38 protein-coding genes are annotated in these 26,023 nt (G+C 57.2%); 22 read left to right on the plus strand and 16 right to left on the minus strand.

The genetic code is table 11. From position 1 onward, the window contains the following. Window positions 1–119 precede the first annotated feature (119 nt). The 10 genes from ACR0LL_RS11265 to rplO all read right to left on the minus strand — a co-directional run bounded on the left by ACR0LL_RS11265 (window position 120) and on the right by rplO (window position 8,696). Window positions 120–1,430: a replication-associated recombination protein A gene (locus tag ACR0LL_RS11265; RefSeq protein ID WP_480484766.1), complete on the minus strand. Its 1,311-nt coding sequence runs from the start codon at window positions 1,428–1,430 to the stop codon at window positions 120–122. A gap of 3 nt (window positions 1,431–1,433) precedes the next feature. Beyond that, on the minus strand, window positions 1,434–2,819 hold the full coding sequence (locus ACR0LL_RS11270) for a trypsin-like peptidase domain-containing protein (protein ID WP_480586693.1): 1,386 nt from the start codon (window positions 2,817–2,819) through the stop codon (window positions 1,434–1,436). A 209-nt stretch (window positions 2,820–3,028) separates the two neighbouring features. Beyond that, window positions 3,029–3,292: a hypothetical protein gene (locus tag ACR0LL_RS11275; protein WP_480586695.1), complete on the minus strand. Its 264-nt coding sequence runs from the start codon at window positions 3,290–3,292 to the stop codon at window positions 3,029–3,031. Window positions 3,293–3,402: 110 nt separating this feature from the next. After that, window positions 3,403–3,825 carry a 50S ribosomal protein L17 gene (rplQ, locus tag ACR0LL_RS11280; RefSeq protein ID WP_267363765.1) on the minus strand — a complete coding sequence of 141 codons (423 nt, stop codon included), beginning with the start codon at window positions 3,823–3,825 and terminating at the stop codon, window positions 3,403–3,405. Window positions 3,826–4,000: 175 nt separating this feature from the next. Then, the gene (locus tag ACR0LL_RS11285) at window positions 4,001–5,017 is read right to left on the minus strand and encodes a DNA-directed RNA polymerase subunit alpha (RefSeq protein WP_480484769.1); all 1,017 of its coding nucleotides are present in this window, start codon (window positions 5,015–5,017) and stop codon (window positions 4,001–4,003) included. A 114-nt stretch (window positions 5,018–5,131) separates the two neighbouring features. Then, a complete protein-coding gene (gene rpsK, locus ACR0LL_RS11290; RefSeq protein WP_170462414.1) occupies window positions 5,132–5,521 on the minus strand; it encodes a 30S ribosomal protein S11 in 390 nt (129 codons plus the stop codon). Between the two features lie 15 nt (window positions 5,522–5,536). Then, on the minus strand, window positions 5,537–5,905 hold the full coding sequence (gene rpsM / locus ACR0LL_RS11295; protein ID WP_209505862.1) for a 30S ribosomal protein S13: 369 nt from the start codon (window positions 5,903–5,905) through the stop codon (window positions 5,537–5,539). Between the two features lie 201 nt (window positions 5,906–6,106). Next, entirely contained in the window at window positions 6,107–6,751 is a 645-nt protein-coding gene (locus ACR0LL_RS11300; protein ID WP_267363761.1) for an adenylate kinase, read from the minus strand. Further along, window positions 6,748–8,112, minus strand: coding sequence for a preprotein translocase subunit SecY (secY, locus tag ACR0LL_RS11305; RefSeq protein ID WP_480508517.1), 1,365 nt, complete (start codon window positions 8,110–8,112; stop codon window positions 6,748–6,750). The genes ACR0LL_RS11300 and secY overlap by 4 nt, the downstream gene beginning before the upstream one ends. A 110-nt stretch (window positions 8,113–8,222) precedes the next feature. Beyond that, entirely contained in the window at window positions 8,223–8,696 is a 474-nt protein-coding gene (rplO, locus tag ACR0LL_RS11310; protein WP_480496037.1) for a 50S ribosomal protein L15, read from the minus strand. Window positions 8,697–9,016: 320 nt separating this feature from the next. Between rplO and ACR0LL_RS11315 the strand changes: the two genes are divergently transcribed. Next, window positions 9,017–10,051 carry a fatty acid desaturase gene (locus tag ACR0LL_RS11315; protein WP_480586698.1) on the plus strand — a complete coding sequence of 345 codons (1,035 nt, stop codon included), beginning with the start codon at window positions 9,017–9,019 and terminating at the stop codon, window positions 10,049–10,051. Between the two features lie 332 nt (window positions 10,052–10,383). Here ACR0LL_RS11315 and ACR0LL_RS11320 read toward each other — a convergent pair whose 3' ends face one another. Then, the gene (locus tag ACR0LL_RS11320; protein ID WP_480586701.1) at window positions 10,384–11,577 is read right to left on the minus strand and encodes an AIPR family protein; all 1,194 of its coding nucleotides are present in this window, start codon (window positions 11,575–11,577) and stop codon (window positions 10,384–10,386) included. Window positions 11,578–11,953: 376 nt separating this feature from the next. Between ACR0LL_RS11320 and rplB the strand changes: the two genes are divergently transcribed. The 18 genes from rplB to rpmD all read left to right on the plus strand — a co-directional run bounded on the left by rplB (window position 11,954) and on the right by rpmD (window position 21,338). Next, a complete protein-coding gene (rplB, locus tag ACR0LL_RS11325; RefSeq protein WP_170531634.1) occupies window positions 11,954–12,796 on the plus strand; it encodes a 50S ribosomal protein L2 in 843 nt (280 codons plus the stop codon). A gap of 3 nt (window positions 12,797–12,799) precedes the next feature. After that, a complete protein-coding gene (gene rpsS, locus ACR0LL_RS11330; RefSeq protein ID WP_005980699.1) occupies window positions 12,800–13,078 on the plus strand; it encodes a 30S ribosomal protein S19 in 279 nt (92 codons plus the stop codon). A gap of 3 nt (window positions 13,079–13,081) precedes the next feature. Then, window positions 13,082–13,462 (plus strand): 50S ribosomal protein L22, encoded by a 381-nt coding sequence (gene rplV, locus ACR0LL_RS11335; protein ID WP_039538267.1) that lies wholly within the window; start codon window positions 13,082–13,084, stop codon window positions 13,460–13,462. Then, on the plus strand, window positions 13,462–14,172 hold the full coding sequence (gene rpsC, locus ACR0LL_RS11340; RefSeq protein WP_209505853.1) for a 30S ribosomal protein S3: 711 nt from the start codon (window positions 13,462–13,464) through the stop codon (window positions 14,170–14,172). The genes rplV and rpsC overlap by 1 nt, the downstream gene beginning before the upstream one ends. Before the next feature lie 12 nt (window positions 14,173–14,184). Beyond that, window positions 14,185–14,598 (plus strand): 50S ribosomal protein L16, encoded by a 414-nt coding sequence (gene rplP / locus ACR0LL_RS11345; protein WP_267364819.1) that lies wholly within the window; start codon window positions 14,185–14,187, stop codon window positions 14,596–14,598. 236 nt (window positions 14,599–14,834) lie between these two features. Continuing rightward, a complete protein-coding gene (locus ACR0LL_RS11350; protein WP_480586704.1) occupies window positions 14,835–15,455 on the plus strand; it encodes a 2OG-Fe(II) oxygenase family protein in 621 nt (206 codons plus the stop codon). A gap of 109 nt (window positions 15,456–15,564) precedes the next feature. Beyond that, the gene (locus tag ACR0LL_RS11355; protein WP_480586707.1) at window positions 15,565–16,542 is read left to right on the plus strand and encodes a Stf0 family sulfotransferase; all 978 of its coding nucleotides are present in this window, start codon (window positions 15,565–15,567) and stop codon (window positions 16,540–16,542) included. A 439-nt stretch (window positions 16,543–16,981) separates the two neighbouring features. Further along, window positions 16,982–17,188 carry a 50S ribosomal protein L29 gene (rpmC, locus tag ACR0LL_RS11360; RefSeq protein ID WP_209505847.1) on the plus strand — a complete coding sequence of 69 codons (207 nt, stop codon included), beginning with the start codon at window positions 16,982–16,984 and terminating at the stop codon, window positions 17,186–17,188. A 4-nt stretch (window positions 17,189–17,192) separates the two neighbouring features. Next, a complete protein-coding gene (gene rpsQ, locus ACR0LL_RS11365) occupies window positions 17,193–17,423 on the plus strand; it encodes a 30S ribosomal protein S17 (RefSeq protein ID WP_209505845.1) in 231 nt (76 codons plus the stop codon). Between the two features lie 75 nt (window positions 17,424–17,498). After that, window positions 17,499–17,867 (plus strand): 50S ribosomal protein L14, encoded by a 369-nt coding sequence (rplN, locus tag ACR0LL_RS11370; RefSeq protein ID WP_005621870.1) that lies wholly within the window; start codon window positions 17,499–17,501, stop codon window positions 17,865–17,867. 2 nt (window positions 17,868–17,869) lie between these two features. After that, window positions 17,870–18,181, plus strand: coding sequence for a 50S ribosomal protein L24 (rplX, locus tag ACR0LL_RS11375; protein WP_010437096.1), 312 nt, complete (start codon window positions 17,870–17,872; stop codon window positions 18,179–18,181). Then, on the plus strand, window positions 18,174–18,734 hold the full coding sequence (gene rplE / locus ACR0LL_RS11380; protein ID WP_209505843.1) for a 50S ribosomal protein L5: 561 nt from the start codon (window positions 18,174–18,176) through the stop codon (window positions 18,732–18,734). Before rplX ends, rplE begins: the two co-directional genes overlap by 8 nt. A gap of 19 nt (window positions 18,735–18,753) precedes the next feature. After that, window positions 18,754–19,059 (plus strand): 30S ribosomal protein S14, encoded by a 306-nt coding sequence (rpsN, locus tag ACR0LL_RS11385; RefSeq protein ID WP_010437098.1) that lies wholly within the window; start codon window positions 18,754–18,756, stop codon window positions 19,057–19,059. Window positions 19,060–19,072: 13 nt separating this feature from the next. Beyond that, a complete protein-coding gene (gene rpsH / locus ACR0LL_RS11390) occupies window positions 19,073–19,465 on the plus strand; it encodes a 30S ribosomal protein S8 (protein ID WP_209505841.1) in 393 nt (130 codons plus the stop codon). A gap of 11 nt (window positions 19,466–19,476) precedes the next feature. Continuing rightward, a complete protein-coding gene (rplF, locus tag ACR0LL_RS11395; protein ID WP_170467582.1) occupies window positions 19,477–20,010 on the plus strand; it encodes a 50S ribosomal protein L6 in 534 nt (177 codons plus the stop codon). Between the two features lie 11 nt (window positions 20,011–20,021). After that, the gene (gene rplR, locus ACR0LL_RS11400) at window positions 20,022–20,381 is read left to right on the plus strand and encodes a 50S ribosomal protein L18 (RefSeq protein WP_010437103.1); all 360 of its coding nucleotides are present in this window, start codon (window positions 20,022–20,024) and stop codon (window positions 20,379–20,381) included. A 186-nt stretch (window positions 20,382–20,567) separates the two neighbouring features. After that, window positions 20,568–21,137 carry a 30S ribosomal protein S5 gene (gene rpsE / locus ACR0LL_RS11405; protein ID WP_209505839.1) on the plus strand — a complete coding sequence of 190 codons (570 nt, stop codon included), beginning with the start codon at window positions 20,568–20,570 and terminating at the stop codon, window positions 21,135–21,137. A gap of 12 nt (window positions 21,138–21,149) precedes the next feature. Further along, complete coding sequence (gene rpmD, locus ACR0LL_RS11410) at window positions 21,150–21,338, plus strand: 50S ribosomal protein L30 (protein WP_267364815.1); 189 nt, start codon at window positions 21,150–21,152, stop codon at window positions 21,336–21,338. A 102-nt stretch (window positions 21,339–21,440) separates the two neighbouring features. Here the strand turns inward: rpmD and ACR0LL_RS11415 are convergent, their stop codons facing one another. Then, entirely contained in the window at window positions 21,441–21,872 is a 432-nt protein-coding gene (locus tag ACR0LL_RS11415; RefSeq protein ID WP_267364814.1) for a MarR family winged helix-turn-helix transcriptional regulator, read from the minus strand. A 77-nt stretch (window positions 21,873–21,949) separates the two neighbouring features. Here ACR0LL_RS11415 and ACR0LL_RS11420 point away from each other — a divergent pair, with 77 nt between their 5' ends. From ACR0LL_RS11420 to ACR0LL_RS11430, 3 genes are all read left to right on the plus strand, one after another. Beyond that, a complete protein-coding gene (locus tag ACR0LL_RS11420; protein ID WP_480586710.1) occupies window positions 21,950–22,318 on the plus strand; it encodes an antibiotic biosynthesis monooxygenase family protein in 369 nt (122 codons plus the stop codon). Between the two features lie 21 nt (window positions 22,319–22,339). Beyond that, window positions 22,340–22,801 (plus strand): hypothetical protein, encoded by a 462-nt coding sequence (locus ACR0LL_RS11425; protein ID WP_480586714.1) that lies wholly within the window; start codon window positions 22,340–22,342, stop codon window positions 22,799–22,801. Window positions 22,802–22,966: 165 nt separating this feature from the next. Next, a complete protein-coding gene (locus ACR0LL_RS11430; RefSeq protein ID WP_209505835.1) occupies window positions 22,967–23,179 on the plus strand; it encodes a DUF1127 domain-containing protein in 213 nt (70 codons plus the stop codon). A 283-nt stretch (window positions 23,180–23,462) separates the two neighbouring features. Here ACR0LL_RS11430 and ACR0LL_RS11435 read toward each other — a convergent pair whose 3' ends face one another. Genes ACR0LL_RS11435 through rpsJ form a run of 4 tightly spaced genes read right to left on the minus strand, consistent with a single transcriptional unit; the run spans window position 23,463 to window position 25,428 of the window. Then, window positions 23,463–23,759: a 50S ribosomal protein L23 gene (locus ACR0LL_RS11435; RefSeq protein ID WP_170609990.1), complete on the minus strand. Its 297-nt coding sequence runs from the start codon at window positions 23,757–23,759 to the stop codon at window positions 23,463–23,465. Then, window positions 23,756–24,373: a 50S ribosomal protein L4 gene (rplD, locus tag ACR0LL_RS11440; RefSeq protein WP_171638100.1), complete on the minus strand. Its 618-nt coding sequence runs from the start codon at window positions 24,371–24,373 to the stop codon at window positions 23,756–23,758. Before rplD ends, ACR0LL_RS11435 begins: the two co-directional genes overlap by 4 nt. Next, window positions 24,370–25,095 carry a 50S ribosomal protein L3 gene (gene rplC / locus ACR0LL_RS11445; protein ID WP_171638102.1) on the minus strand — a complete coding sequence of 242 codons (726 nt, stop codon included), beginning with the start codon at window positions 25,093–25,095 and terminating at the stop codon, window positions 24,370–24,372. The genes rplD and rplC overlap by 4 nt, the downstream gene beginning before the upstream one ends. Before the next feature lie 18 nt (window positions 25,096–25,113). Next, complete coding sequence (rpsJ, locus tag ACR0LL_RS11450; RefSeq protein WP_008756422.1) at window positions 25,114–25,428, minus strand: 30S ribosomal protein S10; 315 nt, start codon at window positions 25,426–25,428, stop codon at window positions 25,114–25,116. Window positions 25,429–26,023 lie beyond the last annotated feature (595 nt).

The raw sequence follows: 26,023 nt of genomic DNA on the forward strand, positions 1-26,023 counted from the left end.
TGGGGGTCTCTCGCGCGCAACGCGGCAAGAGTCAAGGTATCAGACAGGAACCTTTGGCGTTCGTGGGGGCCCAGCGCCGACCGCCACTTCTGGGCGCGGTCAATACATTCCCAGCCAGCCTAGCTGTTGCGCTGGGTCCGAAGCTTGGCGAAGTAATCGAGGCGCTTTTTCAGCTCACGCTCGAATCCGCGCTCGACCGGTTGATACAAAACCGGGCGTTTCATTGTTTCGGGAAAATAGTTCTGACCGGAAAACCCGTCTTCGGCGTCATGGTCATACGCATAGCCAGCACCATATCCCTGATCCTTCATCAGTGATGTGGGGGCATTCAGGATATGCTTGGGCGGTGGCTCGCTGCCTGATTGCTTGGCCAGCCGCATCGCTGCCTTATAGCCGACATAAGCACCGTTGGATTTCGGGGCCAGGGCCAGATAGACCAGCGCCTGCGCCAGCGCCAGCTCACCTTCGGGAGAGCCGAGCCGCTCATACGTTTCCCAGGATTGCAGGCAGATGGCCTGCGCCTGCGGGTCGGCCAGACCGATATCCTCGACCGCCATCCGTGTGATCCGACGCGCCAGATAGCGCGGGTCTTCGCCCCCTGTCAGCATTCGCGCGAACCAGTACAGCGCCGCGTCCGGGTCGGACCCGCGCACCGATTTGTGCAGGGCTGAAATCAGGTTGTAATGTTCATCGCCCGACTTGTCATATTTCGCCGCCCGCCGCATCAGCCGCGTCGACAGCGCGTCCGTGTCCAGTGGCGCATCCACCTTCCAGGCCGAGACCTGTTCGATCAGGTTCAGCAACGCCCGTCCGTCACCATCGGCCATTTCCTGCAACGCATCGCGGGCTGCGGGTGTCAACGGCAGCGCGCGGTCCAGCTCTTTTTCGGCGCGCTGGGTCAGGCGTTCAAGATCGGAAAGGCCAAGCCGTTCCAGCACCAGAACCTGCGACCGGCTGAGAACCGCGGCGTTCAGCTCAAAGGACGGGTTCTCGGTCGTTGCCCCGACCAGAAGGATCGTGCCGTCCTCCATATGCGGCAGAAACCCGTCCTGCTGCGCCTTGTTGAAGCGGTGGATCTCGTCCACGAACAGCAAGGTCCCCTGCCCGTTCTGGCGCCTGATCTTGGCCGCTTCGAAAACCTTCTTCAAATCCGGAACACCGGTGAAAATCGCACTGATCTGAACGAATTGCAGATCGGTTTCCTGCGCCAGCAACCGTGCGATCGTTGTCTTGCCGACACCGGGCGGCCCCCAGAAGATCAGGCTGGACAGACTGCCTGACGCCAGCATGACCCCCAGCGGTGCATCCGGGCCAAGAACCTGTTCCTGACCGATGACCTCGGCCAGTGACTGCGGGCGCAACCGGTCCGCCAGGGGACGGTGTGGCGCAGCGGTGGGTTCCGTTGGCCCGGTATCGAACAGATCGCTCACGGGTTACAGCCGGAACCGCAATGAGACTGACCGGCCACCGCGCAGAAGACCCATCTGCACACGACGACCCGGATCTGTCAGCGCATTCTCCACATCCCCAGGACGTTCGATGTCATTGGAATTGATGCTTTCAAGAATATCCCCCGATCGCAAACCCGCGCGGCCACCATAGGGGCCGGGATCAACAACAACGACACCTGTCTGGGACAGTGGCAAGCCCATATCGGAGATCACCGCAGGATTGACGCGGGACACCACCAGCCCCGGCAGGACAGTGTCTTCATCCAATGTCGTCTTTTCAGCGGCGGGGGTTTCCGGCGCTTTGATCAGTGCCACCTCAACCTCTTCGCTCTGGGTGCCGCGCAGCCGTGTCAGAACCGATGTTCCCCCCACCCCCGCTACGGACATGCGAAACTTCATCTCGGCTGGCGAGTTCACTTCGTCCCCGTCCACATGGGTCACGACGTCCCCCACCTTAAGCCCCGCCTCACGCAGCGGGCTAAGGTCATGCAGGTCCGAGATGACAACACCCAGCGGGATGGCAAGACCAAGGGATTCAGCAATATCCGCGCTCATATGTTGACCGGTCATGCCTGCCCAGGGGCTGATAAAACTGTCATTGCCCTGCTGGGCCTGTTTCAGAAACTCGGCCACAAGATTTGCGGGGATGGCAAAACCGATGCCATTCGACCCGCCCGAGCGTGTCAGAATTGACGTGTTGATCCCGATCAGGTCCCCGTTCACATCAATCAGAGCACCACCGGAGTTGCCCGGGTTGATCGCTGCATCTGTCTGAATGAAATACCCGCGTGCATTGCCTGTCGCAGTACCTGTGCGCGCCAAGCCCGAGATGATACCAGAGGACACCGTTTGCCCCACCCCGAACGGGTTGCCGATGGCAAGGGCCAGTTCGCCAACCTCGACCTGATCGGAATCGCGCAGGGTCAGGTAGGGCAGGTCTTGCGCCTCTTCCAGACGCAGAATCGCAATGTCGCTTTCTTCATGCCCCAGTACGACCGTGGCAGAAAACTCGCGCCGGTCGGTTGTCACGACCCTGATTTCGGTCGCCGAGCCTACAACATGGTAGTTGGAAACAACGTAGCCATCTTCAGACAGGATGACCCCGGAACCGAGCGAGTTCTGAACCCGCGGCTGCGGCGTTCCCAAGCTGCCGCCAAAGAAATCCCGAAAGAACGGGTCCGAGTAAAACGGGCTGGCCCGCCCCTGCCGCACGATCTTGGCGTAGATATTCACCACCGCAGGCGAGGCCTTTTTGACCACCGGAGCAAAGCCCAGAGAGATTTCGGACTGCGATTGCGGGATGCGGGTTTCGGCAAATGCTGGCAGGGCCATGACAAGCATAAGAGAGATGAAGGATGCGCGGATCATGGGGGCTCCGGATTTGATTATCCTTGGGATATGCGGGGCAAAGGCAATAAATGCAAGCCGCGCGCTCAGCTTCGGCGGCGCAGGGACTTGAGCCCGGACCAATCGGCGTCAATCGCGCAAACCTTCACGTCGAACCAGCCCAGCGGCAGGATTTCACTGCGCAGCATATCCTCGGTCACACCTGCGTGCAGGGGCGAAGATTTCTTGGCTCAGGAGACCCACAGCATTCCTCCGCTCCGTATGTGGGCGATTTGCTCAGCGGCCAATTCGGCGATCTGGTCCGGATGGTTCAGGAACATGTGAACCGCATCCGCAGGATCGGCTGCAGGGTCGAACAGAACACCGTCGGCACCTGCAGTCAGGTTGGGATAATGGGCAGGAGCGTTGAGCGTACGGACCGCATATCCGGGTTTGAAACCCAGTTTCGCCCAGAGCGGTTTGCCCGAGTATCCAGCAGCAGGATTATTTGTCATAACGGTTTGAACTTAATGGACAATCCACATGATGACAATTGGCTGACTGAGGCACAAAAAAAGCCTGCCTGATTGCTCGGGCAGGCGCATTAGGTCGATGACCTTAGTGCTTATTCTTCGGCTGCGGCTTCTTCGGCAGCAGTACGGGCTTTGTCCGCGGCGCCTTTGGCATCAACATCGCGATCGACGAATTCGATGATCGCCATCGGAGCCATGTCACCATAGCGGAAGCCGGCTTTCAGGATGCGGACGTAACCGCCCTGACGCTCGGCATAGCGGGGGCCCAGAACTTCGAACAGCTTGGCGACGTCTTTGTCTTCTTTCAGCTGTGCTGCGGCCTGACGGCGGGCGTGCAGGTCGCCGCGCTTGCCCAGGGTAATCAGCTTTTCGATGATCGGGCGCAGTTCTTTTGCCTTGGGCAGAGTTGTCTTGATCTGCTCATGTTCGATGAGCGAGCCAGCCATGTTTGCAAACAGAGCCTTGCGGTGCTCATGAGTACGGTTCAGGCGGCGGTAACCACGTGCGTGACGCATTTTTCAATTCCTTCTTTCGCGTTTTGCTTTGTCCGGCCTCCGATGCGTGTCAGAGGCTCACCTTGGGGCGGGATTGCCCGGATTGTACGTTTTGTACCGGCTTTCAGACCCCATTGGTCCGAAATGTACAAAACCTGCGACGGCAGGTTGGCCCCGCCGCCGCAGCCGAAGATGCTTAGAACGCGTCTTCGAATTTCTTTGCCAGATCTTCGATGTTGTCGGGCGGCCAGTCCTCGACATCCATGCCGAGGTGCAGACCCATGCCGGACAGCACTTCCTTGATCTCGTTCAGCGACTTGCGGCCGAAGTTCGGGGTGCGCAGCATCTCGGCTTCGGTCTTCTGGATCAGGTCGCCGATATAGACGATGTTGTCGTTTTTCAGGCAGTTTGCCGAACGGACCGACAGTTCCAGCTCGTCCACTTTCTTGAGCAGCAGCGGGTTGAACTCCAGACCATCGTCTTCGTCCTGACGGTTTGCCGATTCCGGCTCGTCGAAGTTGACGAAGATCGACAGCTGATCCTGCAGGATGCGCGCGGCATAGGCCAGTGCGTCATCGGGGGTGATCGAACCGTCGGTGTCGATCTTCAGGGTCAGCTTGTCATAGTCCAGAACCTGGCCTTCACGGGTCGGCTGCACGTCATAGGCAACTTTCTTGACCGGCGAATAGATCGCGTCGATCGGGATCAGACCGATGGGCGCATCTTCCGGCTTGTTCTTTTCAGCCGAAACGTAACCCTTGCCGGTGTTGACGGTCAGTTCCATGAACAGGTCGGCGCCGTCGTCCAGGTGACAGATGACGTGATCGCGGTTCAGAACCTCGATGCCTGCGCTTTCGCTGATGTCACCAGCCGTAACGATTGCCGGGCCTTTGGCATTGATCGACAGGCGCTTGGGGCCTTCGACTTCCATGCGCAAGGAAACCTGCTTGAGGTTCAGGATGATGTCGGTGACATCTTCACGCACGCCCGCCACGCTCGAGAACTCGTGCAGGACGTTGTCGATCTGGACGCTGGTGATGGCCGCGCCTTGCAGCGAGCTCATCAAAACGCGACGCAGGGCGTTGCCCAGGGTCAGACCAAAACCACGTTCCAGCGGTTCGGCAACCAGGGTCGCCTGACGCGCAGGGTCGTTGCCCGGCTTGGCTTCCAGCTGGGTCGGCTTGATCAATTCTGCCCAATTCTTGTGGATCATGTAATCCCTCCATTCCTGCCCGCGCCCCATGACCAACAAGGTGCAGACGCCCGAGGTTCAAAATGACGTGCTGGGGCCGTGCAAAAACACAGCCCCAGCTTAATTCCAGATCGCTTAGACGCGACGACGCTTCGGCGGACGGCAGCCGTTGTGAGCAATCGGGGTCACGTCGCGGATCGACGTGATGTTGAAGCCCACGGCAGCCAGTGCGCGCAGAGCCGATTCACGACCCGAACCGGGGCCCTGAACTTCGACTTCCAGCGTCTTGACGCCATGTTCCTGCGCTTTCTTGCCTGCGTCTTCCGCAGCCATCTGCGCGGCATACGGAGTAGATTTCCGCGATCCCTTGAAGCCCATGGTACCGGCAGACGACCACGAGATGGCGTTGCCCTGTACGTCCGAGATCAGGATCTTGGTGTTGTTGAAGGTCGAGTTCACATGGGCAACGCCCGATGCGATGTTCTTGCGCTCTTTGCGCTTGATGCGAGTCTTATCGCGTGCCATCGGTCAGACCCTCCCTTATTTCTTCTTACCGGCAATGGCCTTTGCGGGGCCTTTGCGAGTACGAGCGTTGGTGTGGGTACGCTGACCGCGAACCGGCAGGTTGCGGCGGTGACGCAGACCGCGATAGCAGCCCAGGTCCATCAGACGCTTGACGTTCATCTGAACTTCGCGACGCAGGTCACCTTCGACGGTGTAGTTGGCATCGATATGTTCACGGATGGCCAGAACTTCGGCATCCGACAGTTCATTGACGCGGCGGTGCGCTTCAATGCCCACGGCTTCGCAGATTGCGTTGGCCGAGGTGTTGCCGATACCGGTGATATATGTGAGGGCGATTGGAACCCGCTTTGCAGTCGGGATGTTTACGCCGGCAATACGTGCCACGTGTCACTTTCCTTTTTGTTGCGGTTCCGTAACTCCGGAACCTTTTTTCACAACACTTTACCGTGGCAGTGACGCCAGAGGGTCCAGTATTATTCGAGGTGGTCGGGGCAATTGGGACGAATCCCGCATGCGGTCTTGATTCCCTTTAGGGATGGGGGTCGATATGGGCTTTTGGTGGGGCCGTCAAGCCCCAACTTTCGGTCAACCCAGTATCGCCTCGATCGACGCCGTCACTTCCTTGATATCCGCCAGCCCGTTGACTGGGCGCAGATCGCCCTTGGCGTAGTAATAGCCAATCAGCGGAGAGGTCTTCTTGTAGTATTCCATCAGGCGCGTGCGCAGGCTGTCTTCATTGTCATCGGCGCGGCGCTGGAAATCATTTTCCTTGCCGCAATTGGTGCATTTGCCATCTGCCGGGATCGGCTTGGTGTTGTCGTTATAGACCTCGCCACAGCCACCACAGGTTGAGCGTGCGGTGATCCGGCCCACCAGCGCGTCGTCATCAACGCGCATCTCGATCACGGTGTGCAGCGACTGGCCCAGCTTGGCCAGCAAAGCGGCCAGAGCATCGGCCTGCGCCAGCGTGCGGGGAAAGCCGTCAAAGATGAAACCGGCGCCTGTTTCGGTAGTCAGTTTCTCTTCGATCAGGCCGATCACGATTTCGTCGGTGACCAGCTTGCCCGCATCCATGATCGCCGCAACCTTCCGGCCCATCTCGGTGCCCGAGGTCTTGGCTTCGCGCAGCATGTCGCCCGTGCTGAGCTGTACCATGCCGCGTGTTTCAACCAAGTGACGCGCCTGCGTTCCTTTCCCGGCCCCCGGGGGGCCCAACAGAATGATATTCATCGACGAGAGGGTCCCTTCCTGCCGCGTTTCTTGCTTTTGCCGCGCAGTTGAGACTTTTCGATAAGCCCTTCGTATTGGTGCGCCAGAAGATGGCTCTGAACCTGCTGGATCGTATCCATGGTCACGGAGACGATAATCAGAACCGAGGTGCCGCCGAAATAGAACGGGATGGCAAATTGGCCCCGCAGGATTTCAGGCAGCAGACAGACGGCAGCCAGATAGGCCGACCCCAGCACCAGCACGCGGTTGACCACGTATTCCAGATACTCGGCGGTCTTCTTGCCCGGACGGATACCGGGCACGAACCCGTTCTGCTTTTTCAGGTTGTCCGCCACATCATCCGGTTTGAACGACACGTTGAACGTGTAGAAATACGCAAAGAACACGATCATCGACGCGAAGAACAGCAGATACAGCGGCTGTCCGGGGCCGAAATTGGCCAGCAGCCACGACATGACCGGCCCGTTTGCAGCGCCCGACGAGAAGGTCGAGATCGTCACCGGCAGCAGCAGCAGCGAGCTGGCAAAGATCGCCGGGATCACGCCCGCGGGGTTGACCTTGACCGGCAGGTGGCTGGAGCCGCCTTCATAGATTTTCATCCCGGCCTGACGGCGCGGGTACTGGATATGGATCTTTCGCAGCGCCCGTTCCATGAAGACCACGAACATGATGACGGCAATCACCATTACGATCACGCCAACAATCACGGCGGGGCTGATTGCGCCCGAACGGCCCGACGCGAAGAACTGCGCCAGGGCGGCGGGGACCTCGGCGATGATGCCGACGAAAATGATCAGAGAGATACCGTTGCCGATGCCGCGCGCGGTGATCTGCTCACCCAGCCACATCAGGAACATGGTGCCGCCGACCAGCGTGATCATGGTCGACATGCGGAAATACAGCCCCGGATCGGTCGCCAGATCGCCCGATTCCAGCGAAACAGCCAGACCATAGGCCTGAACGGTGGCCAGCGCCACGGTGCCGAAACGGGTGTATTGGTTGATCTTCTTGCGGCCCTGCTCGCCCTCTTTCTTGAGCTGTTCGAGCGCGGGAACCATCGATGTCAGCAGCTGCACGATGATCGAGGCCGAAATATAGGGCATGATGCCAAGGGCAAAGATGCCCATTCGGCCAAGCGCCCCGCCTGTAAACATCGAAACCATGCCGCCGATGCCCTGCCCCGCTTGTTCCATGAACTCGCGCAATGCTGCTCCGTCGATCCCCGGCACCGGAATGAAGGTGCCCAGACGATAGACGATCAGCAAACCCAGCGTGAACAGGATGCGGTTGCGCAGATCGGTGGCCTTGCCAAGGGCAGCCCAGCTTGTGTTGGCTGCCATTTGTTCTGCTGCTGATACCATAAAGTCGGTCTCTCTTATGCAAACGCCGCCCGGAACCGTTTTCCGGCTCGGACGGCGTCTTGGAAAACTCTGAAGTCTATGTAAGCGGGTCTTTGCCCGCTCACAAGCGCTTACTCTGCCGCAGCGGCTTTTGTGACTTTCAGTGAACCGCCCGCTTTTTCAACTGCCTCGACAGCAGCTTTCGACGCACCGGTCACTTCCAGATCAACCTTGGCGCTGATCTCGCCTTTGGCCAGAACGCGGATACCGTCCAGCTTGCGGCGGACCAGACCGGACGCAACCAAAGCGTCTTCGGTGATCGCAGCTTTGGCGTCCAGCTTGCCGGCTTCGACGAATTTCTGGATCAGGCCCAGGTTGATGACGGCGAATTCCTTGCGGTTGGGCTTGTTGAAGCCACGCTTGGGCAGACGCTGGTACAAGGGCATCTGACCGCCTTCATAGCCGTTGATGGCCACACCCGAGCGGGATTTCTGGCCTTTGATACCACGGCCACCCATTTTACCTTTGCCGGAACCCGGACCACGGCCAACGCGGGTGCGTTTCGGGGCGGCGCCAGGATTGTCGCGCAATTCGTTCAGTTTCATTTCGCTTCTCCTAAGCCGGATATGACCCCCGAAGCGTGATGGGCCAAACACGGCATTTCTTGGTTTTGATTCTCGCGGCCAAAAAGCCACCGCAGGCGTATAGGCCCGATGATCCCCCTTGGCAAGCCTGTAGATCGCCAGCCGCTTGGCCTGACCGGCCAAAGCCCCGCGACCGGCCCCGCAAGGTGAACCCAAAAGGACACCTTCACCGGGGTCTGACCGAAAATTGAGCACAAAATATGGCGATTTTGGCAAATATCGCTTGCCATGACCGGGCGGTAGTCTATCCGGATTGCCACAAACAAGAACTTGGCAGGCGCATGACTGAAACCACTCTTTCGACCCGGACACAGCCTGGGGCTACCGCTGCACGTGACTGGGTCACAACGCTTGCCAAGTATCGCGAACCCGATCAGCTGCGCAGCGCGTTTGAACTGGGCGTCAGTATCATCCCCTTCTTCGCGCTTTGGGCCTTGTCCTGGATGTCGCTGTCGGTCAGCTATTGGCTGGCTTTTGCGATCTCCGTTCTCAACGCGGCCTTTCTGTTGCGTCTGTTTGCCATCCAGCATGATTGCGGGCACGGCGCGTTTTTCAAGAACCGGACGGTCAGCGACTGGGTTGGACGCGCGATCGGAGTTCTGACGCTGACACCGTATGATGTCTGGCGCCGCACGCATTCCACACATCACAACAGTTCCGGCAATCTGGGCAAGCGCGGTATGGGCGATATCCACACCCTGACCGTGGCCGAATATCAGGCGAAAACCCCGATGAACCGGTTCTGGTATCGCGTGTATCGAAACCCGATCACCCTGTTTGTCTTTGGCCCCGGTTATCTGTTCCTGTTTCAGAACCGCCTTCCACTGGGCCTGACCGACAGCGTCCGGTTCTGGGTCAGTGCGATGGCCACCAATCTTGCCATTCTGGTTGCGCTTGTGGCCATTTACTATTTTGGCGGGCTGATGCCGATGGTTCTGATCTTCCTGCCCTCGACCCTGATTGCCGCTACCGCCGGGGTATGGCTGTTCTATGTGCAACACCAGTTCGAGGACACGCATTGGGACGCCGATGAAGACTGGCAGTTGCACGAAGCGGCGCTGCACGGAAGCTCTCATTATATATTGCCGTCCGTGTTGCAGTGGTTCACCGCCAATATCGGCATCCACCATGTGCATCACCTGTACAGCCGCATTCCGTTCTATCGCCTGACCGAAGTGCTGCGCGACCATGATGAGCTGGCCAACAGCAACCGGATGACCATCCGCGAAAGCCTCGCCAACGCGCGCCTGCACCTGTGGGATGAGCAAAGCCGCCGACTGCTGTCCTTCGCCGAGGCGCGGGCGCTTTACGGGTGAGGTCTTCTGCGGCGTCGAGCGCAGGCGGAGTTTTCAGAGTTACCGGTCCGTGAGCCGCGCCAGCGACTGCCCGTGGGGTGGCGCTGCAACAGCTGATCAGCGCGCTTTATGGTACCAGATACGTGTGAATTCGTAGCGAGGCGCCAACGTCCCCAAAGCGCCAGCCCGCCGGGACGGGCAGTCGCTGGCGCGGCGGGCTTTGGTTTTGATGTGCGCTTGGGTTGGGAGTAGATGGGCGTCGAGAGGCTTTATGTGACCGCAACAGCCTCTGATCGGACCCGTCTTTGGAGAAAAAACAGCCCCCCGCGAGAGCGGGGGGTATTTGACAAGTCTTATTGCATTCGATCTGCTGCACGCTTCGCAGTACGGGTAACAAAGTTCAATGCAGAATACGCACCAGCGCTTCTACCCAAGTTCATGGGATTGGTGTCTGAGGCGCGCCATTGCTCCAATGCAGCATCGACTAGTTCGCTTTCCTCAAAGATCTCTGGTTTCTCTAACACCCATTTGCCGTTCTTTTGGACAACAAAATGGCGAAGTGAACTTAGGATCGGAAAGATCATACCGGGGGCGACCCAAATAATTTTTCCACCCTTTTTGTCTCTCCTGAACGTCCGTTTTTTTCGTCCATCGGACACTTCTGCGCGAATGCTCTTGCCGTTGAACATTTCACCGTTTTGCCAGTACTGAAACTCTTCAATAGCCGTCGCTGCCATGTCCAAAGTGAATTGGTATCTGCGGAGGTCGTCTTCATCGACGTCTTTTTGTCCATACCAACGAGTAAAGTCCTCTAAGCAAAGTGCTCTCTGTTTATATGGACGAAGCAACTCTGACGGAGTGTCATTTTGGGACACCTCTAGAGGCATCATCAATCTGGTGGCCTGCAGAATGTGGAAGGTATCATGCGATCCTGCGCCGTCGGTTTCAGATTTTTTTATGTGCGCCCCAGTTGCTTTGAAGACTATTGCATCAAGCTCGTCAAGTTGCCCACGTCCTCCCGCTTGTGAAATTGATTTCACTGGCGAAGCACTGTTACGGGCGATAGCTGTTTCAACAACAGACGAGTGATCGGGGTCAACAATGATTTCTGCCCGAACATGGAAGTTCTCGGGCTCATCATATTCAAGCTCCAACTGATCGTTTTCAAATGTGTCGAGATACCTAAGTACCTCTCCGCGTGTTTGAGCACCATTGATCACAGAGTCCTCAGACAGAGTGGCAACCCTTAACTTGTCGTCCACTTCAATCTCACTACAGGTTAACGTAAGACCACCGTTCCGGTTAATGAACCGGTCGGCCTCCGTCCGAATAGTCTGTTCAATGGCCTTGTGAACCGAGTTCCGTTTGGCAGGTTTATATGGGTCTGCACCGGGGATGTAATCTCTGAGGTTTTCTCTGGTGTTCATCTTTCGAAGTTCAAAGATCGGTATGTTTGCGAAGAACGTTTGGATACCGTTCGCCTTTTCTTCCGGCGATGTGAGATTACGAATAATCTGGTAGTTTAGCTCGATCTTACCTTTAGGCATAACTAGTTCCTTTTCGATTTACATCGCAACTCATGCTCGCAACGCCCGAACATCCGTTGGGGTCGCAATGAGGCTGCTTCGAAACAGCTAAACTTTGCATTTGAATGAGGCAAGCGAACAAGATTTTTTATCTTTTCCTCTCCCATCAGAAGGTTAATTTGAGGTTAACTGTGTTGAGGAGAAAGAACTGCGCTTCCCCCTTGCCACCCACCCCCAACACTGCTAAACGCACCCAATCTTGCGGCCTCGGATTCGTTCCGGGGCCTTAGATATTTTGCAACCGGGGACCTTCGGGGCCCTATACCTTTGGCACCTACGGGGGCCTATCACATAGCGGGGGACCTCCCCTGCACTTGCTAAACGGAAGACAGAAAGCATGGCACTCAAGTCGTACAAGCCGACGACGCCGGGCCAGCGCGGGCTGGTGCTGATCGACCGTTCGGAGCTTTGGAAAGGACGTCCGGTCAAGTCTCTTACAGAGGGTTTGACCAAATCGGGCGGCCGGAACAACACCGGACGGATCACTTCACGCCGCCGCGGCGGTGGCGCAAAGCGTCTCTACCGGATCGTTGACTTCAAACGGAACAAATTTGATGTCGCGGCAACCGTCGAGCGGATCGAATATGACCCGAACCGGACCGCGTTCATCGCACTGGTTAAATACGAAGACGGCGAGCAGGCGTATATCCTGGCTCCGCAGCGTCTGGCTGTTGGTGACAAGGTCATCGCGTCGGCAAAGGCCGATATCAAGCCGGGCAACGCAATGCCGTTCTCGGGCATGCCCATCGGTACCATTGTCCACAACATCGAGATGAAGCCTGGCAAAGGCGGTCAGATCGCACGTGCGGCCGGTACTTACGCGCAATTCGTGGGCCGCGATGGCGGTTACGCTCAGATCCGTCTGAGCTCGGGCGAGCTGCGCATGGTCCGTCAGGAATGCATGGCCACCATCGGTGCCGTGTCCAACCCCGACAACAGCAACCAGAACCTTGGTAAAGCCGGTCGTATGCGCCACAAGGGCGTTCGTCCGTCGGTTCGTGGTGTTGCTATGAACCCGATCGATCACCCGCATGGTGGTGGTGAGGGTCGTACCTCGGGTGGCCGTACGCCGGTTACGCCGTGGGGTAAGGACACCAAGGGTAAGCGTACCCGCAACAAGAACAAAGCGTCCCAGAAGCTGATCATCCGCTCGCGGCACGCCAAGAAGAAGGGACGTTAATCCATGTCTCGCTCTGTTTGGAAGGGTCCTTTCGTCGATGCTTACGTGCTGAAAAAAGCCGAAGCAGCGCGCGAGTCGGGCCGCAACGAAGTCATCAAGATCTGGTCGCGTCGTTCCACCATCCTGCCCCAGTTCGTGGGTCTGACCTTTGGTGTGTACAACGGCCAGAAGCATATCCCGGTAAACGTCTCGGAAGACATGATCGGTCAGAAGTTCGGTGAATATTCGCCGACACGGACCTATTATGGCCACGCCGCAGACAAAAAAGCGAAGCGGAAGTAAGTCATGGGCAAGGAAAAGAACCCCCGCCGCGTGGCTGAAAACGAAGCAATGGCGAAAACGCGCATGCTTCGCACCAGCCCGCAGAAACTGAACCTGGTTGCGCAAATGATCCGCGGCAAGAAAGTCGAGAAGGCCCTGACCGACCTGACTTTCTCGAACAAGCGCGTCGCGCAGGACGTCAAGAAGTGCCTGCAGTCCGCAATCGCGAATGCCGAAAACAATCACAACCTGGACGTTGACGAGCTGATCGTCGCCGAAGCATGGGTTGGCAAGAACCTGGTCATGAAGCGCGGTCGCCCGCGTGCCCGTGGCCGTTTCGGCAAGATCATGAAGCCGTTCTCGGAGATCACCATCAAGGTGCGTCAAGTTGAGGAGCAAGCCTAATGGGACATAAAGTCAATCCGATCGGCATGCGCCTTCAGGTCAACCGCACCTGGGACAGCCGCTGGTACGCAGATACCAAGGACTACGGTGATCTTCTTCTGGAAGACCTCAAGATCCGTGAGTTCATTCAGAAAGAGTGCAAGCAGGCCGGTGTTGCCCGTGTGATCATCGAACGTCCGCACAAGAAGTGCCGCGTTACGATCCACACCGCACGTCCGGGTGTCATCATCGGCAAGAAAGGTGCGGACATCGAAGTTCTGCGCAAGAAGCTGGCCGCGATGACCGACAGCGAACTGCACCTGAACATCGTCGAAGTGCGCAAGCCCGAGCTTGACGGTCAGCTGGTTGCCGAGTCGATCGCTCAGCAGCTGGAACGCCGTGTTTCGTTCCGCCGCGCGATGAAGCGTGCCGTACAGAACGCCATGCGCATGGGCGCCCTGGGTATCCGGGTGAACGTCGCTGGCCGTCTGGGTGGTGCCGAAATCGCACGGACCGAATGGTACCGCGAAGGCCGTGTGCCGCTGCACACGCTGCGCGCCGACATCGATTACGCACATGCCGAAGCGATGACCCCCTACGGGATCATCGGGATCAAGGTCTGGATCTTCAAAGGGGAGATCATGGAGCACGATCCGCAGGCACGTGATCGTAAAGCACAGGAACTCCAGGACGGCCCTGCACCTCGTGGTGCTGGTGGCGGTCGTCGCTAAGGAGGGAAAGATATGCTTCAACCAAAGCGTACAAAATTCCGCAAGTTGCACAAAGGCCGGATCAAGGGCGAAGCCAAGGGCGGCTCTGATCTGAACTTTGGCACCTACGGCCTGAAAGCGATCGAGCCTGAGCGTGTAACCGCACGCCAGATCGAAGCTGCACGTCGTGCCATGACGCGTCACATGAAGCGTCAGGGCCGTGTCTGGATCCGCATCTTCCCCGACACTCCGGTCACTGCAAAGCCGATCGAAGTTCGTATGGGTAAAGGTAAGGGTTCGGTCGACCGCTGGGTTTGCAAGGTCAAGCCCGGTCGCGTGATGTTCGAGATCGACGGCGTCAATGACGACATCGCCCGCGAGGCCCTGCGCCTGGCTGCGATGAAGCTGCCGATCAAGACCCGCGTCGTGGTTCGCGAAGACTGGTAAGCGATCCGAGGGCACCCCCGCTCGTGACAAGATTGACCCCCGTCGGAACACCGGCGGGGGTTTTTCTATAGGGGGCTCTGCCCCCGTCGCGCGTGCCGCGCGCCTCCCCCGGGATATTTTGGGCCAGATGAAGCAGGGGATCCGTTCTTTATCTGGCTGCAAATATCCCGGAGCGCGAGGCAGAGCCTCGCAAAACAGCCATCGCCTTCACCGCGCGGCTGGGTTAAGACGGCCCCATGCCACAGATTGAATCACTCTTCGTCACCCGCCTCTATCGTGCCTCCTTGTCCGAGTTCGGTCCCCCGATCGATGCGGAGGAGTTGGAAAGCTCGTGCCTTGTCATCGCCGAGGATGACGAGGCCGGGCAGGACTGGTGCGAAGAAAACGGCTATCCCGGTTACACCAGCTATGCCTCGCTGACCGACCTGCCCTGGCGGTTTCCGATATTCGCCGATCTGGTCAAGGCGCTGGACAGCCATGTGGCGGCTTTTGCCAAGGATCTGGAGTTTGATCTGGGTGAAGGTGAGCTGAAGCTGGAAGACCTGTGGATCAACATCCTGCCCGAGGGTGGCATGCATTCCAGCCATCTGCACCCGCACAGTGTGATTTCCGGCACCACCTATGTGGCGATGCCCGAGGGCGCGAGTGCGCTGAAACTGGAAGACCCGCGCTCAGGCCGTATGATGGCCGCGCCGACGCGGCTGAAAGGCGGGCGACGCGATTTGCAGCCCTTTATCTATATGAAGCCGCAGGTGGGCGATGTGCTGCTGTGGGAAAGCTGGCTGCGCCACGAGGTGCCGATGAACCTGGCCGAGGAAGAGCGGATTTCGGTGAGTTTCAACTATAAGTGGGTCTAACATTGCCGAACCGCAGTAGACGTTTGAGAACGAACTTTTAAACTTGGCTGATACCCAGGGCGAGCGTTAGGTTGCTTAATGTCCGGATTGTCTTTTATGGGAGTCTAAAATGGGCAAGCTGTGCGTTGTTTTTGCCAGCCAACGGGTTGGCAGTACCATGTTCGAGACCAGTTTGAGCAGGGCAGGCGACCTTGGCCAACATGGCGAACCCTGGGCCGAAATCCAAACTATTCCCGAAAAAACTTGGGATCGAGACCTTTTGCTTGAAAAGCTTGAGTATGGTCGCGATGGCTCTGGAGCAACCGCGGTAACCATCATGGAGAGCTACCTTACAGCCGTTGCAAAAGCCTACTTCAATGAACCTTACTCCCTCGAAGATCGTTCGCTTCCTTACGCCGAAAAGTTCTGGGCGAGTTTCCGTGATCGTTTCAGTGAAGCGGCGTGCTTTTACCTTATTCGAAATCCTCTTGGGCAGGCGCTATCGCAGTATTTCGCTAGTCGGACAGGGCTGTATCACGTGATGAACAATGGGATGGAGAACAAAACAAATCTGAGCAAACCTGAATCGGTTGAAGAAGTTCTCGAAGGTTTTGATCCGGAATTCCTGATAAAGTTGATACAGCTTTGCGATCGCCAGAACGCTTTTTTAACCGCGTTCCTGCAGCGCACAGAGACAGATTATTTTGAAGTAAAATATGAAGACATGGTCCAAAATCCAACGGCCGTTGGTCATAATGTATTGGAGTACGCCGGTAGTCAGGCCTCGGTCGATCGATTTTCGCCGGGATCCAAGAAGGTGTTGAATACCGCAACGACAGACAAAGCCAAAAGAAAGCTTCGAGAATTCTTTGGTTACTTCGAAAAAGACGGCCAAAAGGCGGTTAGCGACGATGTTCTAGTGTCTCTCGCCCGGGCGCACGGCCTTTCGATGGATGGTCTAAGCCGGATAAAACACAGCAGCGTTGGCGGTGCCACCACTGTCGAGGGCATCATTGCAGAGCGTGATCATATCATTGCAGAGCGTGATCATGCTGTAAAATACCCTTGGAAATACATACGATCTGCCATCGCCAGAAAGCTCAAATGACTTTGGAAAAACTGGCTTGGGAGCCTGAGAACAAATGCGTGGCGTACCCACCGGCACATATGATTTCTTCGAGCAGTCATTCCTACATGACTTCCATATAGTTCAGAGGGATTACCAATTCATTTGCTGAGGTCCGTTGTTGCTCTCGCGATAGAGCCTCAAGTTGCGCCCTAATGTCGGGGAATTACCTGGAATTTCGTTACGTGTTGGTTTGTTGGAAACCTGCTGTCCTCCTGGCGATGGGGAGGTGTGCAGGCATATTGCGGAGCGGCGATATTCTTTAAACTTTCCCTTGCCACCCCACCCCTAACCCCCTATAGAGCGGCATCTTGCGGTCTCCCGGCGTTGTCGGGCGATTCGTATGTCTATCATTCATCCACCAGGTCAAAGGTGACCCGTGTACGGGGCCTTCTGGTGTTTTGAGCAAAGGAAAAAGGCGATGAACGCCCAAGAACTGCGTGACAAGACCCCTGATCAGCTCCGCGAGGAACTGGTCAACCTGAAGAAAGAAAGCTTTAACCTGCGCTTTCAACAGGCAACCGGTCAGCTGGAAAACACTGCTGGCATCAAAGCGGCCCGCCGCAACGCTGCCCGCGTCAAAACCATCCTGAACGAAAAGGCCGCTGCCGCGGCATCCGAGGAGTAATCAGATGCCCAAGCGTATCCTGCAAGGCACCGTGACCAGCGACGCCAACGAACAGACCATCACCGTGCTGGTCGAGCGCCGTTTCAAGCACCCGCTGCTGCACAAAACCGTTCGTAAGTCCAAGAAATACCGGGCTCATGACGAAAAGAACGCCTTCAAGGTCGGCGACTCTGTACGCATCATCGAATGCGCGCCGAAATCGAAGACGAAACGTTGGGAAGTTCTGGAAGCGTAAGCTTCCGGGATTTTTCATTTGTCGAAACCCTGGGGGATTTAATCAGACCAGCCCCCACAGGTCGGGAGAAACCACATGATCCAGATGCAGACCAATCTGGATGTCGCTGACAACTCTGGCGCACGCCGAGTTCAGTGCATCAAGGTCCTGGGTGGTTCCAAGCGTAAATACGCCTCCGTTGGCGACATCATTGTCGTCTCGGTGAAGGAAGCCATCCCGCGCGGCCGCGTAAAGAAAGGTGACGTCCGCAAGGCCGTCGTCGTACGCACCGCCAAGGAAGTCCGTCGCGAAGACGGCACCGCGATCCGTTTCGATCGCAACGCCGCCGTCATCCTGAACAACAACAACGAGCCCGTAGGTACCCGTATCTTTGGCCCCGTTGTTCGTGAACTGCGCGCGAAGAACTTCATGAAAATCATCTCGCTGGCTCCGGAGGTGCTGTAATCATGGCTGCTAAACTCCGCAAAGGCGACAAGGTCGTCGTGCTGGCCGGCAAGGACAAGGGCAAAGAGGGGACTATCACCTCGGTTGACCCCAAAGCCGGTAAAGCTGTTGTCGATGGCATCAACATCGCCATCCGCCACACCCGCCAGTCGCAAACCTCGCAAGGTGGTCGCCTGCCTCAGGCAAACCCGATCGAGCTGTCGAACCTGGCACTGCTGGACAAGAACGGCAAAGCAACCCGCGTTGGCTTCCGCATGGAAGGTGACAAGAAGGTGCGTTTCGCCAAGACCACAGGGGACGTGATCGATGCTTGATAACGCAACCTACACCCCGCGCCTGAAAGCGCAGTACGCCGAGACCATCCGTGCCGCTCTGAAAGAAGAGTTCGGCTACAAGAACGACATGCAGCTGCCCAAGCTGGAGAAAATCGTTCTGAACATCGGTTGTGGTGCTGAGGCTGTCAAAGACTCGAAGAAAGCGAAAGCTGCTGTCGAGGACCTGACTGCGATTGCCGGTCAACAGGCCGTTGCAACCAAGGCGAAGAAGTCGATCGCGGGTTTCCGCGTCCGTGAAGACATGCCGCTGGGTGCGAAAGTGACCCTGCGCGGTGACCGGATGTACGAATTCCTGGATCGTCTGATCACGATCGCGATGCCGCGTATTCGTGACTTCCGCGGTGTTAAGCCTTCTTTCGACGGTCGTGGCAACTTTGCCATGGGCATGAAAGAGCACATCGTGTTCCCGGAAATCGACTTCGACAAGGTCGACGAGGTCTGGGGCCTGGATATCGTAATTGCCACCACAGCGAAAACCGACGCTGAAGCAAAGGCACTGTTGAAAGCATTCAACATGCCGTTCAACGCGTAAGCGCCGGGAGGATTGAGACATGGCTAAGAAAGCAATGATCGAACGCGAGAAGAAGCGCGAACGCCTGGTGGCCAAATATGCCGCAAAGCGTGCCGAGCTGAAAGAAATCGCGAATGACGAGAGCAAGCCGATGGAAGAGCGTTTCAAAGCGCGTCTGAAACTGGCGAAACTGCCGCGCAACAGCTCGGCTACCCGTCTGCACAACCGTTGTCAGCTGACCGGTCGTCCCCACGCTTACTATCGTAAGCTGAAGGTCAGCCGTATCGCGCTGCGCGAGCTGGGTTCTGCTGGTCAGATCCCCGGCATGGTGAAATCGAGCTGGTAAGGGAGACATAGATATGAATGATCCTATCGGCGATATGCTCACCCGTATCCGCAACGCGCAAATGCGCGGCAAGTCCACCGTTTCCACTCCGGCGTCAAAGCTGCGTGTTTGGGTTCTGGACGTGCTGGCGGACGAAGGCTACATCCGTGGCTATGAAAAGACGACCGGTGAAAACGGTCATCCGGCCATCGAAATCAGCCTGAAATACTACGAAGGCACCCCTGTCATTCGCGAACTGAAGCGGGTTTCGAAACCCGGTCGCCGCGTATACATGGGCGTCAATGACATCCCACAGGTCCGTCAGGGTCTGGGCGTGTCGATTGTCAGCACTCCGAAAGGTGTGATGTCGGACGCAAACGCTCGCTCCAACAATGTTGGCGGCGAAGTGCTCTGCACCGTCTTCTAAGGAGGTCTGCAATGTCTCGTATTGGTAAAAAACCGGTCGAGCTGCCCAGCGGCGTAACCGCCTCTGTGTCGGGTCAGACCATCGAAGTCAAAGGTCCGAAAGGCACCCGCAGCTTCACCGCCACCGACGACGTAACGCTGTCGGTTGAAGACAACGTGGTCAAGATCGACCCTCGTGGCATGTCCAAGCGTGCCCGCCAGCAGTGGGGCATGAGCCGCACCATGGTTGCCAACCTAGTAACCGGTGTGACCACAGGCTTCAAAAAAGAGCTGGAGATCCAGGGTGTTGGTTACCGGGCGCAGATGCAGGGCAACACCCTGAAGCTGAACCTGGGCTATAGCCACGATGTTGATTTCACAGCTCCGGAAGGTGTCACCATCACCGCACCGAAGCAGACCGAGATCGTTGTGGAAGGTATCGACCAGCAGCTGGTGGGCGAAACCGCGGCCAAAATCCGCGAGTGGCGCCGCCCCGAGCCGTACAAAGGCAAGGGCATCCGCTATAAGGGCGAGTTCATCTTCCGCAAGGAAGGCAAGAAGAAGTAAGGACGCAGACAATGGCAAACAGCAAAAGAACCCTGTTTCTGAAGCGCCGCCTGCGCGTTCGGAACAAACTTCGCAAGGTCAACGCGGGTCGTCCGCGCCTGTCCGTACACCGTTCGAACAAGAACATCTCTGTTCAGCTGATCGACGACGTACGTGGCGTGACCCTGGCCTCGGCCTCGACCCTGGAAAAAGACCTGGGTGTTGTTGGCAAGAACAACGTCGAAGCGGCGACGAAAGTCGGCGCGGCCATCGCCGAGCGTGCCAAGAAGGCAGGCGTCGAAGAGGCCTATTTCGATCGTGGCGGCTTCCTGTTCCACGGCAAAGTGAAGGCTGTTGCCGACGCTGCGCGTGAAGGTGGCCTGAAGATCTGATGGTGTGCCGGGCTGAAGCCCGGCCTACCGGATACGACGCCGTAGGCCGGGCTTCAGCCCGGCACCGGCACTTTGAAGGCGGGTCCGCCCGCCTCGATGATCGGGGAGCCCCAGAATGTCATTCACGGGTTCACTTCGATTGAGTAATTGGCGCCGCAAGCGCCTCTAGAGAAAAAGGGATGCCAAATGGCAGAACGTGAAAACCGTCGGGGCCGTGGCCGCGACCGTGAAGAAACGCCGGAATTTGCAGATCGCCTGGTCGCAATCAACCGCGTGTCGAAAACCGTAAAAGGTGGTAAGCGCTTTGGCTTCGCCGCTCTGGTGGTTGTCGGCGATCAGAAAGGCCGCGTCGGCTTTGGCAAGGGTAAAGCGAAAGAAGTACCTGAAGCCATCCGCAAGGCGACTGAGCAAGCCAAGCGTCAGATGATCCGCGTACAGCTGCGCGAAGGTCGGACCCTGCACCACGACATCGAGGGCCGTCACGGCGCCGGTAAAGTGGTTATGCGCGCCGCGCCTGAAGGTACCGGTATCATCGCCGGTGGTCCGATGCGTGCCGTGTTCGAAATGCTGGGCGTCAAGGACGTTGTGTCCAAGTCGCTGGGCTCGCAGAACCCCTACAACATGATCCGCGCCACCATCGACGGCCTGCAGAAAGAGCAGAGCCCGCGTTCGGTTGCCGCACGTCGTGGCAAAAAGGTTGCTGACATCCTGCCCAAGCGGGACGATGCACCGGCTGCTGCTGAAGCAGAAGCATAAGGAGAGCACGTCATGGCAAAAACCATCGTCGTCAAACAGGTCGGTTCGCCGATCCGTCGCCCCGCCGAACAGCGCGCAACCCTGATCGGCCTGGGCCTGAACAAGATGCACAGAACCCGTGAGCTGGAGGATACTCCTTCGGTGCGCGGCATGATCCGCAAGATCCCGCATCTGGTAGAGATCATCGAAGAGCGCGGCTAAGCCCGCAGCTTCGAAGACTTAGAAACGCCTCCGACCTCGGTCGGGGGCGTTTTTTTGTTTAAGGGCTTGCATGCCGGTGCCGTGAACTGATCCTCCGTCAATTCACCTTGAGCGCATGCCGCCTATGACTCGACGCATATAGTTCATGAATTGTGCGCGCTCAGGGTCATTCAAGACCTGTAATGCATCAGCATTTACGTTCTGAGCTGCCTCGTAGGCGCTGTTGCGAAGTGCTGCGGCCTTCTCGGTCAACCAAATCAATTGAGCCCTGGCATCAGCAGGGTTCTTCGTTCTTTTGATCAAGCCATCACGTTCCATACGGTTAAGCGTGTTGGCCAATGTCGCCTGTTCGACGTCAATTTTGGTCAGCAGATCCTTTTGCGTCACACCGTCTTTGAGCCAGAGTTCCAGCAAGATTGGGAATTGTCCGACGACGATGCCAAAGGGCGCAATGCGTTGCTGCAACTCCTTTGCGAACAATCGTGCCATGTGATTAACCAGATACCCGGCCGAGTTTTCTTTTTCGAAGTCCATGTCCTGGATTTACACTTGAATAGCATGCTATGCAATTTTATATAGCTTGCTATATTTCAGAATCGAAGGGAACCGAAATGGCTCGTATCAAAGAGTTGGACACGATCGTCACGCTGGCAGATCAGATGCAGACCGAGGAAGGACCGGTGGTGCTGATCAACCTGTTTACGGTGGGCGCCGAAGACGAAAAGGCGCTGCTTCGGGCATGGGCGCATGATGCGGATTTCATGAAATCACAACCGGGATATATCTCGACCCAGCTCCATCAGGGTATCGCGGGCAGTTCGACCTTTGTGAACTACGCGATCTGGCAGAACGTGCAAAGCTTTCGCGACGCATTCACTCATCCCGAGTTCCAGCGTCGGATCGCGGACTATCCAGCAAGCGCAGTGGCCCGGCCACATCTTCTTCGCAAGCTCGCAGTCGAAAACCACTGCGTCGCCTGACCCTCATTTGGGAGTAGCAACATGTTAAGAACCATCCACCCCATCGCCGGAGTAGTAGGCTTTCTTACGATCCTCGTATTCTGGACATCCACTTTGTACAGTGAGTTATTTGCAAACCATGAGACCGTCGCGGCAGTAAAGTCCATGATCGTCAGCGGGCTCTTTGTTCTGGTGCCTGCAATGGTGATTGTCGGTGCATCCGGGGCGACACTTGGGCGTCGTCGAAAAGATGCCCCTGCGCTCGCCAAAAAGAAACGGATGCCGATCATTGCTATGAACGGGCTCATCGTCCTTGTTCCAGCCGCCGTCTACCTGAGCGCAAAGGCAAACGCGGGCTCGTTTGATACCAGCTTCTATATTGTACAGATCATCGAACTGATTGCCGGGGCGACCAATCTGACACTGATGGGGCTGAGCATACGTGATGGTCGGGCGATGGCCGCCCGCAATAAAACGCGCGAAAGAAATGAAAGCGGCGTGTGATTGACGTGGCCCACGACATGTATAGCCATTCAACAGATGCATATCGGCTAGACCAAAATCTGCGTTGTTAGCGATAGCAAACGCTCCTATCTCTGCCTTATCCAATGAAGGAACTCAAAAGGAAACGTCAGGGAATACGCCCTGATACGAGAAAGGAATACAGAGATGACAACTGCAACACTGACCCATACCGGCTTCAACTTCGGCACCCGGATCGCTGACATGATCACACGGATCAAAACAGCCCGTGCACGTGCTGCTGAGTATCAGCGCACCTATACCGAGTTGCAGCGTCTGAGTAACCGTGAGCTGGACGATATCGGCATCCGCCGCTGCGATATCGCAGATATCGCGCACCGGCACGTATATTGCTCGTAACCACTCATACAATTGAAACGACCCAAAGGCGCCTTAGGGCGCCTTTTCTATGTCCAGTGCAGGCCCTGCCCCGCGAGCAGGCCGCTCAGCGGCCGTCAGAGGGTGCGATAGCTGTTGATGGGCCACCAATGTGCCGGTAACGCCAGAACCGCCCTGAGCGGCCGCTGGAGGGCGTGTGACCGCCCTGCCCCGACGCGCAAACCCAGAGCTTTGACGTCTGAAACGAAATCGGCCCCGGAGGAGTGATCCACCGGGGCCGAAAAGTGTCGCTGTAAGCGTTGGATCAGAGACCGGTGCTTACGTCGATTGTGTTACCCTCTTCCAGGGTCACATATGCTTTCTTGACGTCTTTCCGACGGCCCAGCTGGCCGCGGAACCGCTTGACCTTGCCTTTGGTCACGGTGGTGTTTACCGCCTTGACCTTCACACCAAACAGCGCCTCAACGGCCTCTTTGATCTGCGGCTTGTTGCTTTCGATCGCCACTTCAAAGACAACCGCGCCATTTTCGGACGCCATGGTCGACTTTTCGGTGATGATCGGCTTGCGGATCACGTCGTAGTGTTCTGCCTTCGCGCTCATTTCAGACGAGCCTCCAGTGCTTCGACAGCCGCTTTGGTGAGCACCAGGGTGTCACGCTTGAGGATGTCATAAACGTTTGCACCCATCGACGGCAGGATATCCAGACCTTCGATGTTGCGCGACGCCTTCAGGAACCCTTCGTTCACGGTCGCGCCGTCGATGACCAGAGCGCGTTTCCAGCCCAGGTTTGCAACCTGTTTGGCCAGTGCGGCGGTCTTGCCTTCGGCTTCGGCGTTCTCGATCACAACCAGTTCACCTGCTTTGGCTTTGGCCGACAGAGCGTGGCGCAGACCAAGCTTGCGGAACTTCTTCGGCAGGTCGTGGCCGTGCGAACGAGGGGTCGGGCCCTTGTAGATACCACCCTTGCGGAAGATCGGTGCGTTACGGTCACCATGGCGTGCGCCACCGGTGCCCTTCTGACGGTAGATCTTCTTGGTCGAGTAGCTGGTTTCCGAGCGGGTCTTGACCTTGTGGGTGCCGGCCTGCGCGTTGTTACGCTGCCAACGGACCACACGGTGCAGGATGTCCGCGCGCGGCTCGAGGCCGAACAGGTCTGCATCCAGCTCGATGTCGCCGGCCTTGCCGCCGTCCAGTTTGATTACATCAAGTTTCATGCTTCACCACCTTCCGCGGATACTTCTTCCGCAGGTGCTTCGGTTGCAGCCGATTTCACAGCAGCCGGGAAAGGCAAGCCTTCCGGTGCTTTCTTCTTCACGGCGTCCTTGACGGTGACCCAGCCCGATTTCGGTCCGGGAACGGCGCCTTTGATGAAGACCAGACCACGGTCGGCGTCGGTTTTGACAACCTCGAGGTTCTGGGTGGTAACACGGGCAGCACCCATGTGACCGGCCATCTTCTTGCCTTTGAACACCTTGCCCGGGTCCTGACACTGACCGGTCGAACCGTGCGAACGGTGGCTGATCGAAACACCGTGCGAGGCGCGCAGACCACCGAAGTTGTGGCGCTTCATCGCACCGGCAAAGCCTTTACCGATCGAGGTGCCCGAAACGTCAACCTTCTGACCGGCCAGGAAATGCTCTGCCGAGATTTCGGCACCCACTTCGATCAGGCCATCTTCGGAGACGCGGAACTCGGCCAGCTTACGCTTGGGCTCGACCTTGGCAGCGGCATAGTGACCGCGCATGGCCTTCGAGGTGCGTTTTGCCTTGGCAGCACCAGCGCCCAGCTGAACGGCGGTGTAGCCGTCTTTTTCAGCGGTCCGCTGTGCAACGACCTGCAGGTTGTCCAGGTGAAGAACGGTCACAGGGATCTGCTTGCCGTCTTCCATGAACAGGCGGGTCATGCCAACTTTTTTTGCGATAATACCAGAGCGCATAATCTATACCCTCCGATCTTACGACTGCAGCTTGATCTCGACGTCCACACCAGCAGCCAGGTCGAGCTTCATCAGCGCGTCCACGGTCTGGGGGGTCGGATCAACGATGTCGAGAAGACGCTTGTGCGTGCGGATCTCGAACTGGTCGCGGGATTTCTTGTCAACGTGAGGGCCACGGAGAACCGTGAACTTCTCGATCTTGTTCGGCAGCGGGATCGGGCCGCGCACATTCGCGCCGGTCCGCTTGGCAGTGTTGACGATCTCTTGCGTGCTGGCATCCAGAACGCGATAGTCAAATGCCTTCAGCCGAATACGGATATTTTGGCTTTGCATAATAACAGCCTTTTATCAGGCGTTGGGGTTGAGAGGAGGACAGACGCGCATCGCCAACCCTCATCGAACCCAAAAGGCGGGAATCACCCCGCCTTGACGTTCTTGTTGAGAACTCGCGCGTATTAGTGGGGTTGGCGGGGTTTGGCAAGGGCGAAATAACCTTACGCCAAGACAAGGTAGTCAAGCGTCCGAAATTAGGCTCGCGTTTCTTCTTTCCTGATCTCACGCTTCTTCACAAATAAAGTTGTCTCGATGACAAATGCAATCGGCCAAAACGTAACTAGCAAAACGTTTACCAAATAGGCACGGTCGGACAATTCAAAGTGACTGAAGAAAAGGTTGTAACAACCCAGCATGTGAAAAACCGAAATTATGCAAAGTCTTTTTCTTACTGTCCGCCATATTTCCATTCCAATTTTTCCATTCTTTGAATTTCATTTGTGTAGCCAATGCCAGTGACCTCGCAGTAGCCTATATCGCGTATAGCAAAAGGCCGCCCCTGACGGAGCGGCCTTCGTTTGTTCACCGATGTGCCGGGCTAAAGCCCGGCCTACGGATTATTCTACGATTTTCGACACGACGCCGGCGCCGACGG

Source organism: Ruegeria sp. AI2, from assembly GCF_056541275.1.